This is a genomic window from Bradyrhizobium sp. BR 1432 (assembly GCF_051547705.1).
Classification (GTDB): Bacteria; Pseudomonadota; Alphaproteobacteria; order Rhizobiales; family Xanthobacteraceae; genus Bradyrhizobium; species Bradyrhizobium zhanjiangense.
Genome location: NZ_JBPUGF010000003.1, coordinates 3,815,415 through 3,829,202 on the forward strand (window position 1 = coordinate 3,815,415; position 13,788 = coordinate 3,829,202).

Annotated in this window: 11 protein-coding genes and 1 pseudogene; 2 read left to right on the forward strand and 10 right to left on the reverse strand. The window is 63.5% G+C overall.

Annotated elements, in window-relative coordinates; genetic code table 11:
* Window positions 1-5: 5 nt before the first annotated feature.
* Together ACSKB8_RS18375 and ACSKB8_RS18380 are read right to left on the reverse strand one after the other, a co-directional pair.
* The gene (locus ACSKB8_RS18375) at window positions 6-1,355 is read right to left on the reverse strand and encodes a cytochrome P450 (RefSeq protein ID WP_438105562.1); all 1,350 of its coding nucleotides are present in this window, start codon (window positions 1,353-1,355) and stop codon (window positions 6-8) included.
* Complete coding sequence (locus tag ACSKB8_RS18380; RefSeq protein ID WP_438105563.1) at window positions 1,352-2,389, reverse strand: NAD-dependent epimerase/dehydratase family protein; 1,038 nt, start codon at window positions 2,387-2,389, stop codon at window positions 1,352-1,354. Before ACSKB8_RS18380 ends, ACSKB8_RS18375 begins: the two co-directional genes overlap by 4 nt.
* 204 nt (window positions 2,390-2,593) lie before the next feature.
* On the opposite strand from ACSKB8_RS18380, the gene ACSKB8_RS18385 reads away from it, so the two are divergent.
* Window positions 2,594-3,808 carry an amidohydrolase family protein gene (locus tag ACSKB8_RS18385; RefSeq protein WP_438105564.1) on the forward strand — a complete coding sequence of 405 codons (1,215 nt, stop codon included), beginning with the start codon at window positions 2,594-2,596 and terminating at the stop codon, window positions 3,806-3,808.
* A gap of 95 nt (window positions 3,809-3,903) precedes the next feature.
* Window positions 3,904-4,671 (forward strand): nuclear transport factor 2 family protein, encoded by a 768-nt coding sequence (locus ACSKB8_RS18390; RefSeq protein ID WP_438105565.1) that lies wholly within the window; start codon window positions 3,904-3,906, stop codon window positions 4,669-4,671.
* 35 nt (window positions 4,672-4,706) lie between these two features.
* Here ACSKB8_RS18390 and ACSKB8_RS18395 read toward each other — a convergent pair whose 3' ends face one another.
* The 8 genes and pseudogenes from ACSKB8_RS18395 to ACSKB8_RS18430 form a co-directional block, all read right to left on the reverse strand.
* Window positions 4,707-5,714: a cytochrome P450 gene (locus ACSKB8_RS18395; protein WP_438105566.1), complete on the reverse strand. Its 1,008-nt coding sequence runs from the start codon at window positions 5,712-5,714 to the stop codon at window positions 4,707-4,709.
* Window positions 5,715-5,894: 180 nt separating this feature from the next.
* Complete coding sequence (locus ACSKB8_RS18400; protein ID WP_438105567.1) at window positions 5,895-7,544, reverse strand: FAD-dependent oxidoreductase; 1,650 nt, start codon at window positions 7,542-7,544, stop codon at window positions 5,895-5,897.
* 18 nt (window positions 7,545-7,562) lie between these two features.
* Window positions 7,563-8,963, reverse strand: coding sequence for a cytochrome P450 (locus tag ACSKB8_RS18405; protein WP_438105568.1), 1,401 nt, complete (start codon window positions 8,961-8,963; stop codon window positions 7,563-7,565).
* A pseudogene (locus tag ACSKB8_RS18410) lies at window positions 8,960-9,771 on the reverse strand (SDR family NAD(P)-dependent oxidoreductase). The gene ACSKB8_RS18405 and the pseudogene ACSKB8_RS18410 overlap by 4 nt, the downstream one beginning before the upstream one ends.
* A gap of 27 nt (window positions 9,772-9,798) precedes the next feature.
* Window positions 9,799-11,031 carry a cytochrome P450 gene (locus ACSKB8_RS18415; RefSeq protein WP_438105569.1) on the reverse strand — a complete coding sequence of 411 codons (1,233 nt, stop codon included), beginning with the start codon at window positions 11,029-11,031 and terminating at the stop codon, window positions 9,799-9,801.
* Window positions 11,032-11,044: 13 nt separating this feature from the next.
* Complete coding sequence (locus tag ACSKB8_RS18420; RefSeq protein ID WP_438105570.1) at window positions 11,045-11,389, reverse strand: hypothetical protein; 345 nt, start codon at window positions 11,387-11,389, stop codon at window positions 11,045-11,047.
* 40 nt (window positions 11,390-11,429) lie between these two features.
* Window positions 11,430-12,611 carry a phytoene desaturase family protein gene (locus ACSKB8_RS18425; RefSeq protein WP_438105571.1) on the reverse strand — a complete coding sequence of 394 codons (1,182 nt, stop codon included), beginning with the start codon at window positions 12,609-12,611 and terminating at the stop codon, window positions 11,430-11,432.
* A 79-nt stretch (window positions 12,612-12,690) separates the two neighbouring features.
* Entirely contained in the window at window positions 12,691-13,623 is a 933-nt protein-coding gene (locus ACSKB8_RS18430) for an aromatic prenyltransferase (protein ID WP_438105572.1), read from the reverse strand.
* Window positions 13,624-13,788: the final 165 nt, after the last annotated feature.

Here is a 13,788-nt window from a genome sequence, read left to right on the forward strand (position 1 = left end):
AAGCGCTATTTTCGTCGACGATAATGCACGATGCAGGGAGCTCGCGGTCCAATCACAAAAGTGGAAAAATCCGGTCGCGGATGCGGATCGGCCAGCGTCAGCTCGAAACGCCGCAACAGGACGCTCCAGATGACTTTGACTTGCTGGTAAGCGAATGCCAGTCCGATACAGCGGTGCTTTCCCCCGCCGAAGCCGATCAGCCCGTAGGCCGTGCGGCGGTCTTCCTCGCGGCCCGGTAGAAACCGCTGAGGATCGTAGCTCGCGGGAGCCGCAAAGACATTCGCAATGCGGTGCGAAACGGCTGGCGACACCAGAACGAGATCGCCGGCCGGAATGGTGCTACCTTCGAATACGAATGGCTTGACGGCCTTGCGCATCAGCATCACCAAAGGTGGATGAAGGCGTTCGGCCTCCTTTATGCACGCCTCCAAGTAAACGAGTTGCTTCAGCGTGGCCAGTGTCAGGCGCTGCTGGTCCAGCACGACGTGCTGCTCGGCGAGAACTCGCTCGATGTGAACGGGATTTTGCAGCAGCAGAATGCCCGTCCAGGTGGCGAGCACCGCGCTGGTGTGCTGGCCGGCAAACAACAACGTCAGCAGAAGGCCCGTGATGGTGTCGTCGCTCAGCGGGTTGCCACCAGGATCGCGCGCCGTCATCAATGTGCTGAGGAAATCGTCACTCTCGCCGGCCGCCCGCCGCCGTGCCGCCGCGAGCATCGAAATCAGCTCGACCACGCGCCGGCGAGCGCGGTCGCGACGCAGCATGGCGGGCAGTGGGAGGTGGGGTGTGAAGAACGCCACCAGATTGATGCCGCCCTCCAAGGAGTGATAGAGCCCGACGAACTCTTTCGACAGCGCGCTGCGGAACTCGGCCCCGATGAGACAGCGCCCGGCGGCATAGATCGTGATCTCGTTCATCGCGGCGAGCAGGTCGATCGAGCCCGACTCGCCCCATCGCTTGAGATAGGTCTCCGCTTCCGCTGCGATGAAGCCCGCATAGGTCTGCATTCTTTCGTCTCGCAAGGCGGGATGCACGAGCTCGAGCTGCGCGCTCATGATTTCCGGCGCGACGTCGTAGGCCACACCCTTGCCGAATATCGGGACGGTGAACTGATAGGCCTCGCGCGGGCTGAGCACGTCGTCCGGCGCCTTGAAAAAAGCCGCGTTGCCGGCTGGCCCCGTCATGACGTGGACACGGCGGCCGAACAACACGAAGGAAAAGATGTCGCCGAAGCGATCGCGGCCGCGCTGGATCAGCGAGACCGGATCTCTGCGAAACTCCAGCGCGTGCCCGAGGAACGGAAGCCCGCCGGCAAGCACGGAGACCGGTTCCCGGAGCGACACGTCCATGTTCATGCCTTCGTCCGCTCGCTCTCCAACGACCTTACAGCAAACGACTGCCGACGCTCTATCAAGCCGCGCGACACAAAGCCGTCGTAGGCATCTCGCACGGCGTCGGCTATCGAACCGGAACGGTAGCCGAGCTCGCTTCTCGCCTTGCTGCAGTCGGCGCGGCGCTCCAAACGCAGCAGACGTATCGCGGCCGGGGTCAGCAACTGACGACCGCCTATCTTGAGATGGCGGTGGGCGAACTCACCGATCCGCGCCACGGGCTCCAGCAGTGCGGCAGGGACACAGAGTGCGTGGTTGGGGCGGCCGGTCACCTCGCCATAGAGCGCGAGCAAGTCACTGACCGTCATGAATTGCGTGCTGAAGATGTATTTCTCCCCGCTGCGGCCGTGCGTCATGGCCAGCAGATGACCTTCGACGATGTCCGCCGCGGCGACGAACTCGAATCCGCCGGGAACGTAGGCACGCAGGCGTCCGTGCGCATAGTTCAGCAGTAACTGGCCCATGCGCGACGGCTTGAAGTCGTTAGGCCCGAGGATCGCGCAGGACACGGCGATTACAACGTCGAGCCCGCCCGCGACGGCCTTGAGGCATTCGTGCTCGACCGCTGCCTTCGTGCGCGCGTAGGGCAGGTGCTCCTCGAAAGGATCGAACGGCTCGGTCTCGTCGGTCGGGCCATCCCAACGGTGTCCGGTCGCGCTCAATGAACCGGAGACAACCACTCTACGCACGCCATTCTTTGCCGCAGCGTCGAGGAGATTGCGCGTGCCGAGCACGTTGTTGGCGAACAGCTGCTGCTCGCCGCCGGCAACCGTCGAGAGTTGGGCAGCACAATGATAGATGGCGTCGCACCCGCGGCACGCCGCCAGCAGTGAGGCGGGGTCACGCAGATCACCATAGGCGCGTTCGACCGCGAGGCCTTCCACGGTCGAATTGTCGCTCGCGCGCCGCAGCAGGACGCGCATCGTGGCTCCATCCTTCAACAGGCGCCGCGCCAGGTTGGCGCCGAGGTGGCCGTTTGCGCCCGTGAGAAGGATCATGGGGATATCCGCACGTAGGGAGTTCCAGTTCGTCGTCAGGCCTGAGAGCGGTCCCCGGCCAACACGCCGCACATCAGCATGGAGTCTACCTCTTGAAATCATACCCCTTATGGTTGATAATGTCTCCTATCTCGTGTTGGACTATTGCTGTCAATCTCGGCCTCGCAAGCAGCAAGGTCGAAGCGCCAGTCGTCGAGGGCTGCGATGAGCAACGGGATACTGACGCCTTCAGGAGCACATTCGAACGATCTCGTGATCGACACGGATCGTCACATCATGGAGACATGGAGCATCTTCTCGCAGTACTGCGAGTCGGATCTGATGCCTTTCGTCTATCAACGCACAACCCTGGCGGACGGAACGGGCGGCATCTCCATCGCCGGGCGGCCCACCCAGTTTTCCGACGCCCTTTGGGACAATCCCTATGCCAACCGGATGTTTGCCGACAACCGCTTCCGGCCGAACAAGCCGCTGACCGAAGGCCTGGACCCGAGCGGCTATCTCTCCGCTATGGATCGCGAGGGCATCGACTCCGCGATCATCACGCCGACGCTCGCGATGGGCAGCTGCGCCGCGCCGGACGGCCGGATCGGCTCAGCGCTGTGCCGAGCCTATGCTCGCTGGGTCAGCGAATTCTGCAGCATCGCGCCCAAGCGAATGCTGCGCGTGTTTCCGGTCAACCTCAATGACGTCGATCTGGCGATCAAGGACTGCACCTGGGCGCTCGAGCAGATGGACTTCGCCGGACTCTTCATCGTGCCTTTGCCGGTACGCGGCCGCCGGCTGCATCACCCCGACTTCGATCGCTTCTGGGCGCGGGTGAACGACTGGGACAGGCCCGTCATCTTTCATACGCTATCGTCGCTGCCGGACCCTGAAGGACGCGGTCCGCTGGTCGACATGATACCGGCTGCCGCATCGTTCGGCGCCAACATATTCTTCCACCACATGGCCGCGCATCGCATCGAGCAGCATTTCGCGACCGCCTCCATCGTCGCCGGAGGCGTGCTAGAGAAATATCCGAAGGTGCGCGTCGTCTTCACCGAGGCCGGCGGCGGCTGGATGCAGAGCTGGCTCGACTACATGGACGAGCATTTCGACAGCGAACAGATGCGGCGCTGGGTGCCTTGGCTGAAACTGCGGCCGAGCGAGTATTTCCAACGGCAGTGTCTCGTTTCCTATCATCCGACCGAGAAAGTCGAGGGAACCATGGGCGGAAGTCTCAAGGTCGAGTCCTTGTGCTGGTCCTCCGACTATCCGCACCACGACAGCGTCTTCCCCGGCGCCGTCGATCGGCTATCGGCGAACAGCAGCGGGCTTACCATGGACGGGCGCAGCAAGCTCCTGGGCGGCAACGTGGCCCGCTTCCTCGGAATCGAGCGTACAACCAGCGTTACAAGGATTGCTGTCCGCACATGAGGCAGCACAGCCAGACAATCCGACCGGTTGCTGCGGGCCCGGCAGCCCGGAGCGCTTCGACCTATCTAACTGTCGCAACTTCGATGAGGTAACCCATGGCCCCAGCGTCGAACAAACCGGTTGTGTTCGAATTCCTCGAGCGCGGCTTTGGCCAAGGCGATCTCTCGGTGTTCGAGCGCTTGGTGGCGGAAGACTACATCCAGCACAATCCATTCATTCAGACCGGCCGCAAGGGCCTTCTCGCCTTCCGCGAAGTTCTGCAAACATTCGAGGACAACGAATTCCGGCCGATCCGGGTCATCGAAGACGATCCGATCGTTCTCCTGCATTGCGAGTGGAGGACTGGGGCGCAGCGGCGCGCCGTTTTCGAGATGCTGCGCGTCCATAACGGACAGCTCGTGGAGCACTGGGACGCCATGCAGGACCAACCCGCATCGACCCCGCACGGGCGGACCATGCTGGACGGTCCCGCTGAGGTGATTGATCACGACAAGACCGAGCGGAACAAGGCTCTGGTTAGGGATTTCGTCAACGCTGTCCTGATCGAGGGCAGGCACCTCAGGCTGGCGGAGTTCTTCGACGGCGACCGCTATATTCAGCACAGCCCGAATCTGGCAGACGGCGTTGCGGCGCTTCGCGCGCATTTGAGCGCCGGCCAGAACGGCGGCACGGCCCACTACAACGCGATCCACCGCCTGGTCGGCGAAGGAAATTTCGTGCTCGCTCAATGTGCCGGCGTTTCCGGCGGGACGCCGTGCGCGTTCTACGATCTTTACCGGCTCGAGAACGGCAAGTTGGCCGAGCACTGGGACATCGTGCAGCCGATTCCCGCAACGTTCGCGCATAACAACGGAATGTTCTAGTCCTCACCCAATGTGGGCGCGCGCGCGCCGATACATCAATTGCGAGGAACAAATTCAACCGGCAGGCTGACCGGCCCGCGGACAGTCAGGGATTGATTCCACGCCACCACGCCGCACGGGGCAGAAAATTTCTGGAAGCGAGCCACCAACTCCTCGAGCGCCACCCGCGCTTCGAGGCGCGCCAGCGGCGCTCCGAGGCAGAAGTGAATGCCGTAGCCGAATGCCAGTGCCTTGTCGTAGGCGCGGTCCATGTCGAATGTAGCGGCATCCGGAAACTTCTGTTCATCGCGATTCGATGACGCCATGAGCAGCAGCAGCACGTCGCCAGGCGACAGAGCAGTCCCGGCCAGTTCGACCGGGTCGGTGACGATCCGGAAGGTGCCGTGGCCAGGCGAGTCGTGGCGCAGTACTTCCTCGAGGAACGAGGGGATCTCGCCGCGATCTGCAGCAAGGCGAGCCCGGTCGTGCGGCCGCGCGGTGAGGGTCAGCAGGGCGTTGGCGAGGAAATACATGGTTGTCTCAAGCCCGGCCGCAAGAAGCACGAACAGGAAGGCCATCAGCTCAGCGTCTGACAGCGGCCCTTCCTGCGCGGCGATACTGATTAAGCTGCTGATCATGTCCCCGCCCGGCCGGCGGCGGCGCGTCGCGATCACCTCGCCAAAATAGGCCTCCATCTCGCGCATGGTTGCCTGGATCGTCGCGATCCGGTCCGGATCGACGATCGCCGGAGAGATCGCCGCAACGTCGTCTGTCCATCGCTTGAAGTGGACGTGCAGACTCGAATCAAGTCCGAGAATCTCCGCCATGATGCGGGCCGGCAGCGGACCGGCGAATGCCGTCATGAAATCGACGTGTCGCTGCTCGGCGAGATTGTCGGCGAGTTCCCGCGCGATGGCGCGGACGCGCTGCTCCAGGCGCGCCATCGCGGGCGGCGCAAATGCATGCGAGACCGTCGCGCGCAGACGCGTGTGGCCGGGCGGATCGAGAACGAGCAGGGACTCGGCGAGCGGGTTTCGCTCGAGCCAGGGGCAGCAGAAGCGCACGCAGCCCGGCGGAAGAAAACAGCGCCGGGCGGCTCAGAACATACTGAACATCAGCGAAACGGCTCACCGCCCAGACGCCGCCGGGATCCACGCGGGAGAGGCCCGGTGCGGCGCGCAGGCCGGCATAGAGCGGATAGGGATCGGCTCGGACCTCGGCCGACAGCAGGTTGGCTCGCTCGCTCAATGGGGTGCATCTCCAATGCTCGCAGCGTGGCGTCCGGCCAAATAGCCGAACGTCATGGCGGCTGCGATCGTAGCGCCCGCGCCGGGATAACCGGCGCCGGCGCAGGCCGCCGCGACATTTCCGGCGGCGTAGAGCCCGGGGATTGGCGCACCGTCGGGCCGTAACACTCGCGCGTGTGTATCCACGCGTGCTCCGCCCTTGGTGCCGAGCGCGCCCGCATGGAGCTGTAGCGCGTAGAACGGCGGCTTTCGCAACGCGCCGAGGCACGGATTGGATTCGCGCGCATCGCCATAGACGCGATCATACAGCGCTTCGCCACGCGCGAAGTCCTCGTCCACTCCGGCGACCGCGAATCCGTTGAAGCGCTTGACCGTCGCGCTCAGGCCGCTCGGGTCGGCGCCGATCGTGCTCGCGAGCTCGGCAATGGTTGCCCCCCGCGGCACCCATTGCGGGGGCGGCGACCCGGGCAGCGAAGTGAGAACGGAATATTTTTCCACGTGAGTGGAATCGAAGACAAGCCAGGCCGGAAGATTGGGTCGCTCGTATGTTGCGGGATCGAAGCGGAAGAACGCTTTCATCAGGTCGTTGTAGTTGTGCGCTTCGTTGACGAACCGGGCACCCTTGCGATTGACGATGATGGAATGTGGAAGCGCCCGTATGGTGAATTCGCCGCGAAACAAGGGCGCACCATCGTATTCCTCACCAGGGATCGACACTGTGGGGCACCACCACGCTTCAGTGGTGTTGGCAAGGCCGACGCCGAGCGTCATCAGCATACGAAGTCCGTCGCCCTGATTGGACGGGGGGCTCGCCGGGTGGGTGAGAACGCCGCCGAGAAACTGGGCACAGAGCGCCCGGTCCCACTCGAAGCCACCGCTCGCGAGCACCACGCCACGTCGCGCGCGCAGCTCACTTTGCTTGCCGTCATGCGTGGTGCGCAGTCCGACCACGCGGCCATTCTCGACGAGAAACCCCTGCGCCTGCCTCGGGATCAGAAACTCGACGCCGCACGCGAGGCACGCACGAAACAACTGTCCAACCAGAGCAGCGCCATACCCGACGAATCCGTCTCCGACGCGCTTCATGACGGTATCGATCGGAACGTTCAACGGCTCGACGCCCGCCCTCCAGGCGAAAAATTCGGTCACCGACATCGGCACGAATTGGAAGATCGGACTTGCCCGCAGGCGATCCTTCCAGGGGCCGAGCTCATTGGTGTCGAACAGTCCGGAATCGAGCGAGCGACCGCATGGCTTTCCGCCCGGAAACTCCGCGAAATAGTCAGGATATTGTTCCAGAACCTTGAATCGCAGCCCGGTCGTTTCCTCGAGGAAGTCGATCACTGCAGGGGCCGCGTCCACGAACGCCGCGATAGCGGCTTCCTCACTGCGACCGTCGCTCAGCCGCGTCATATAGGTGATCGCGTCTTCGCGCGAATCTGTCATGCCGAGGTCACGCATATGGCGGTTGTTCGGCACCCACACGACACCCGCGGAGGTAGCCGTGGTCCCCCCGATCGTGCCGGCTTTCTCGACGACCGTGACGCTGCGGCCCGCCGTACGCGCCGCGAGGGCGGCGACGAGTCCAGCAGCGCCAGATCCGACAACCAGCATGTCAGTCTCGCGCCCTTCGGCAACAGTTTCCATCACAGGCTCCTTTCGGGTCTATCGTCGCACGGCGACCGGCGGTGGGACTTCCATCGCCGGTCCAAGCCGGGCTGTATCCGACGCAGGGCGCTCCTCTATCCGCATCACGACTTGCCTCGCAGGACGCAATGTCAATTCCGCCCGAACCGCGGGATCGAATGCGGCAGCGGGAGCGAAGCGGAACCGGCGGATCAAAGTACTCACCGCCGTGACAGCCTCCTGGAATGCATAGGCCTGCCCCGTGCAGATGTTGCGGCCGGCGCCAAACGGGAAGAAATCGGTGTAATCCGACGCGGTGCGCGGCAGCCGCCGCAGAAAACGGTCCGGGTCGAACCGCTGCGGGTCCGACCAAACCCGCACATCGTTGTGAGTGATGAACTGGCTGGCGAACACATGACTGCCGGCAATGATCTTGACGCCGCGCACCTGCACGGGTCGAACTGCCTCCCGCACCGCGACGTAGGACGGTGACCTCACACGCAGGGCTTCAATGATACAGCGATAGAGCAGGCTTCTGGGATTCCTGGCCGGCTCCGGCCCACCTGCCGCAATCTCCGCGTAGAGACGATCCTGCAACTCGGGCGCAGCGGCGAGATAGTAGAGCGTCCAGAGCATGAGGATGATCGTGGTCTCCGATCCGCCGATCAGGTTGCCGAGCATTTCTTCCAGCAGCCGCTGCCGGTCGACACGGCCGCCCGTGCTGTGGACGTCGACCAGCGTCTCCAGCATTGAGCCTGTGCCCCGGCTGTGCGCGATGCGCGATTCGATGAACTCGTAGACCGCGGTACGCAGCTCGCGGAACCTGCGGTTCTGCGCCGTTGGAATCCATATCGGCAAGTTGACGAAGGAGAACACGCGCCGGCGGACGTGATCGAACATCTCGTTCAGCATCCCGTGCAGGTGCGGCGGGACATCCTCTGGCGGGACATTCAGAAAGGCCGCGAAGACCACGCGCGAGGAGTACTCGAGCAGGTCGTGGAATACGTCGACAGGCTGCCCGTCCCGGCTCTTTCGGCGCCATTCGGGAATCATGCGTTGCTCGAGCACGCCGGTCATGATCCGGCTGTAACCGTCGAGATTCTTCCCCGTCAGGAATCGCAGCGTTCGCTGGCGGACAACCTGCCACTCTTCGCTGCCGACACTGACCGCATTGAATCCGAGAAGATCGCGAAACGCCTTGAGGAACAATTCGTCACGCTGGAACGAAACGGTGTCGTGCAGTACGAGGCCGATGTCGCGCGGGTCGAGCGCCAGATAGGCGGAGCGGCCGAACAGGCTGAATGACAGCAGCTCGGAACTCGTGCGGCCATAGCATTCCTCCGCTTCGATGAGGCCGGCGAGAAGTCCCCGGCGTACGATCGCGTGGCTGATCCGAACGCCGCGCACGGCGGCCGCTATTCGTGCCTTTGTCGCCGTCATGACAGCACGTAGCCTCCGTCGACCACCACGTCGGTCCCCGTAAGATAGGCGGCGGCCGGACTGGCCAGGAACAGCGCGACGAGAGCGACATCATCGGCACGCCCCATCCGTCCGAGCGGCACGCGGCTGACGTAGCCCGCCGTGACCTGCTCGCTCGTGATGCCGAAGGCATCGGCAACGGCGCGGTTGGCATCGCGGCCGCCAGGCGTCTCGATGCCACCCGGGGAAATCGAATTTGCGCGGATCCCGAAGCGCCCGAACTCCAGCGCGAGAGAGCGCGTGAGCATCGCGATGCCGGCCTTCGCAGATGAATAGGCGGCGAGCCCCGGCAGCGGACGGAAGGCATTGATCGAGGCGATGTTGACGATCGCGCCGGCGCGGCCGGTCTCGACCATACATTCCGCCGCTGCGCGCGCCAGCAGAAGACTCCTTTCAGGTTCACATCGATCACGCGCGCCCATTGCGTTTCGTCGCACGCGAGCGTCGGAATGATCGGATAGATGCCGGCATTATTGACGAGGATATCGACGGGACCCCACAGCTTCTGCACCCGCTCGACAACGCGCGCGACGTCCGCCGGTTTACTGACGTCGCCTTGCACGAACTGCACGCTCGCACCCGCGGCGCCGAGATCACTCGCGGCCTGCTCGCCGCCCGTATCGTCGAGGTCCAGGATCGCGATTTGTCCACCGGCTTCGGCAAGACGCGACGCTATCGCCAGCCCGATCCCCTTGGCTCCGCCGGAGACAAGGCATACTCGCCCGGACAGGTCGAACATACTGGGAAGCGGCATCGGTTGATCGGGCATTGATTCTTCCTGTTCGAGTGCTCGCCGTCACGACAGCAGCATCGGGACGACGGGCACTGCGCGCGGTACTGCCACCAGCATGTGATGCTTCACCCAGTCGGCGTTCGGATCGCGCAAGTTTGCATTGGGGAAGCGGGCGAAGAATTCCCGCAGCGCAATCGCGCCCTCGATCTTAGCCATTCGTTCGCCGACGCAGCGGTGTGCTCCCGCCCCGAAGGCAAGCTCGTTGGACTTGCAGCGGCCGATGTCGAACACGTCCGGATTTTCGAATGCATCCGGATCGCGAAACGCCGACTGGAATAGCAGCAGAACGATCTCGCCCTTCCGCATCTTTCGGCCGTCGAGCTCGAAGTCGGCGAGGACGTAGCGCGGCAGAAATTTGGTGAAGCTGCGAAACCGCAGTATCTCGACCACCGCGTCATCGAACCGTTCAGGTTCCTTCAGTAACGCTGCAAGCTCGGCACGATGCTCCAGCAGCACGAGAATCCCCATGGTGATCAAGCTGCCATTGGCTTCCGTGCCGGCGAGAAGATAAGAGAACACGAGTGAGACCACCTCTTCCTGGGTCAGCCGATCGTCGCCCCGCCGTGCGTTCAGCAGGTCGCCAATGATCGAATCTTCCGTTCCTTGGGCGAGCGCTTGCTCGACGAGGCCGTCCACTAGCGCGCGGAAATCGCGCAAGGCAGCATCGTTTCGGCCGAGAATCTCCGAATCGATGCTAGGTTCGAGAAAGCCGAGCGCCGCGTTGGTCCCGTGCACGAGGAAATTCTCCTGCTCCGGCGTAAGTAGCGACCCGAACAGGCGGTTCATCACCTTGATCCTGAGCGGCGTCGAATAGTCGGAGAGCAGGTCGATTTCGTAGCGGCCGGCAAAACCATCGAGAACCTCGCGCACCACGGCCTGCGTGACCCGCGCCACCCTTTCGCATCCCGCCGAGGCGAACGGCTCACTGCCGAATCGCCGGAGGCGGCTATGAATGCTGCCATGGCGCAGCAACAAGGTCTGGTCGAGCGCCCACAGCACGTTGGGATAGCGCTCGCCGGCGTCCGCCACACGCTGATAGCCGGACCACGCCTTCTGGTCGGCGGTCACATGCTCGTCGGACAGCAGCGTCTTTACGTCGGCGTAGCGCGACACCAGCCAGGCGCCGAGTTCCGGCGACCAATAGACCGGATCGTGCGTGCGAAGCTGCTCGTAGATCGGGAAGGGATTCTCGAGGAAGGCGGGGCTGAAGACATTGACTTCAAACGTCGATGACATTCGTTTCCTCTCTTCAAACGGGGAACCGCTGGTGCCGGATTGTCGCGGCAAAATCGATCCCGAGTGCCTGCATGACCGGCTGCACCGCCGCTCGCCCACCTCCAGTGACGCCGCCCCCGGGATGGCAGCTCGGCCCGCACATCCACAACCGCTCGATCGGCGTGCGGTATTGCCAGCCGGGCAGGTAGCGACCGGCGAGCTGCTGGTCTGGAAACATGCCGATATGGTTGTAGTCTCCGTCGATCATCGCCGGATTGCGTCGCGCGAGATCGAGCGGTGTTTCCACGGCGCGACCGATGACGTTCGCACCCATGTTGGTCGTGCGCCGCTGCAAGCTGGTGAGTACTCGATCGGCCACGTTCTCGCGCAGAGCGTCCCATCCGCCCTTCGGCGCGGGATCAGGGCTGAACGGCGCAAAGTGGAACAGGTGGAGCGTGTGCTGACCGTCCGGCGCCCGGGTCGGATCCAGTCGGGTCTGGCAAGCGACCGCCGGAATGTTCAGTATGCAGCCGGCCTGCTTCAATGTCGCCGAAGCTTTGCAGCAGTTCCTCGACCGATGATGGTGCGAATTCCACGAACGTCGCATCCGCAACGTCCGGACCTGCCCGATAGACCGGAGCCTCGCGCAATGCATAGGCCTGGCTGATCGCTCCGAAAGAGGAGCGCCGCAGCCGGCCGAGACGGGCGACGAAATCGGGCGGCAAGGCCTCCGCGCCTACCAATGATACGATTTGCTTAGCGTGCAGGTTCGAGATGACGGCGCGGGTCGCCGCGATCTCCGAGTCGCCCTCGGCGACAACGCCGGTTGCGCAACCATTCGACACGACGACCTGGCGCACCGGGCTGCCGGTCAAGATCGTTCCGCCATGGTGGCGAATACATCGTGCCATCGCCTCACTGAGCGCTCCTGATCCGCCCTGCGGCAGCCCGCCTCCGAAGCGGTGGATCAGCGGAATGAAGAGCAGCGCGACAATGCCGGTTCCCTTGGCGGCCGGAGAAACTCCGGCCTGGGCGCAGAACTTGAGGAGCGCGGCCTTCACCCGATCGGTCTCGAACCATTCGTCGCAGATGTCCCGGGCGCTCGACATCAGCCAGCGCATGAGAACGTCGCCGCCTGGTTTGCCGAACAACGCCGCAAGCATCTCCGGCGGAGGCGGTGGCTCGAACAAGCCGCGCAGCAGCTCATTCGCTGGGCCTGCGACTGCGGCGGCAAAGCGGGCATAGGCCTCGGCGTCTTTGGTCGAGAACCTAGCGATCGATCGGCAGGTCTGGGCCACGTCGCAATGGAAATCGAGATGCAGGTCGTCGGGAAAGAGCACGCACAGCTGATGGGGCGAGACCAGGTAGCGCAGCCCGAATTTCGACACGAGTTCGAGTTCGTCGTCCAACAACATGGGGTTTGCCTGGACGAGCCCATGCCAGATCGAGCAGATGTCGGTCTTGAAGCCAGGCGCCACGATCTCGGGCGAAATGACGCCGCCTCCAACGTACGGAAGAGCCTCGACGACACACACGTCGACCCCGGCCTTGACCAGATAGGCCGCGACGGTTAGGCCGTTGTGGCCGCCGCCAATTACCACAACCTCGTGCCTGCGAGTCACGCCTGGCTCCAACCGCAGCGGAAGAGGGCCTCCACCGTCCGGCACATAGACTCTGCTCCTACTCCACCCGTTGTTCGTCCGGCATCCGGCCATCTGGCGGCGGTCCTGCCAGGAAGACGCGCATGAGATCCGCCATCGATCCCGTGTAGTCGTTCTCGATCTTGATGAAATTGCCGTCCGTCGCCATCGTCACGTTATAGATGAACAGGTGGCGCTCCGTTACGAACGGCGCACCGGCGACGTAACGGGCGATGACCGGATGGAGGTGCGTCGGAACCGCGCTGGGCGTCGGCGCAACGGCCGCGAAGCAAAGACGCTCGACCCGCGGCGAGGTCCAACTGAAAGTGAGGTAGATCGGCACCGCCGTACTGCAGTGGCGCAGCAGTTCGTCGTTGGGAACTTCGAACCCAAACTCACCTATCATTGCAGCGAGCCGCTCGGGCGCGAAGTAGCCCGGAGGCCTGAGGAAGTACAGATTGACCGTCTGGTGCCGATAGTCGAGGCCGAAAATGGTGACTTCGCTGAGATCGTACTTCGCCATCACGTCGGTGAAATTGGCGACGGCTGCGGGAATGCTTCGCATTGCGCACACGCGATCCAAGGGTTGCGGCTGATGCGGAAAGAACGGCCAAATCTTCTCCAGCCCGTAGCCGGCGCCGAGATCGACGCCGTAACCCAGGACAGGAAAACCGGCCTGGATTTCATGCGTAAGCTCGTCGATCGGCTGCCCTTCCGGCTTGATCAAGCCGTGCGTGATCGCGAGCCGGTAGGGATCATGCGGCGTGTCGAGCTCGACATAACGCACATTGAGCTCGCGTTTGGCCTTGGTCGATGTCCGGAAGCTCACGGGCGAGCCGCTGAAGTAAGGGGCGAACGCTGCAATAACCGACTGGATCTTGCCGAAGTCGAAGGGAGCATCGGCGAGTATCGCCGCAGCTACGATATCGCTCGTCAGCCGCGTCAGGTCGGTGATGAGGCGCCGCGACGACATCATCACACTCCGAACGCCGATTCTGCAGCGGCGCGCAGGCAGCGCATCAGGCCAGGTGCGCAGCTCGCGGAATCTGGTCGAACCACCCGACGAAGCAATTTCGTCCGCACGTGTCCGCACAAGCAAGCGATCCCGATACGCCGGACAGTGACGGCAGGCCAATGC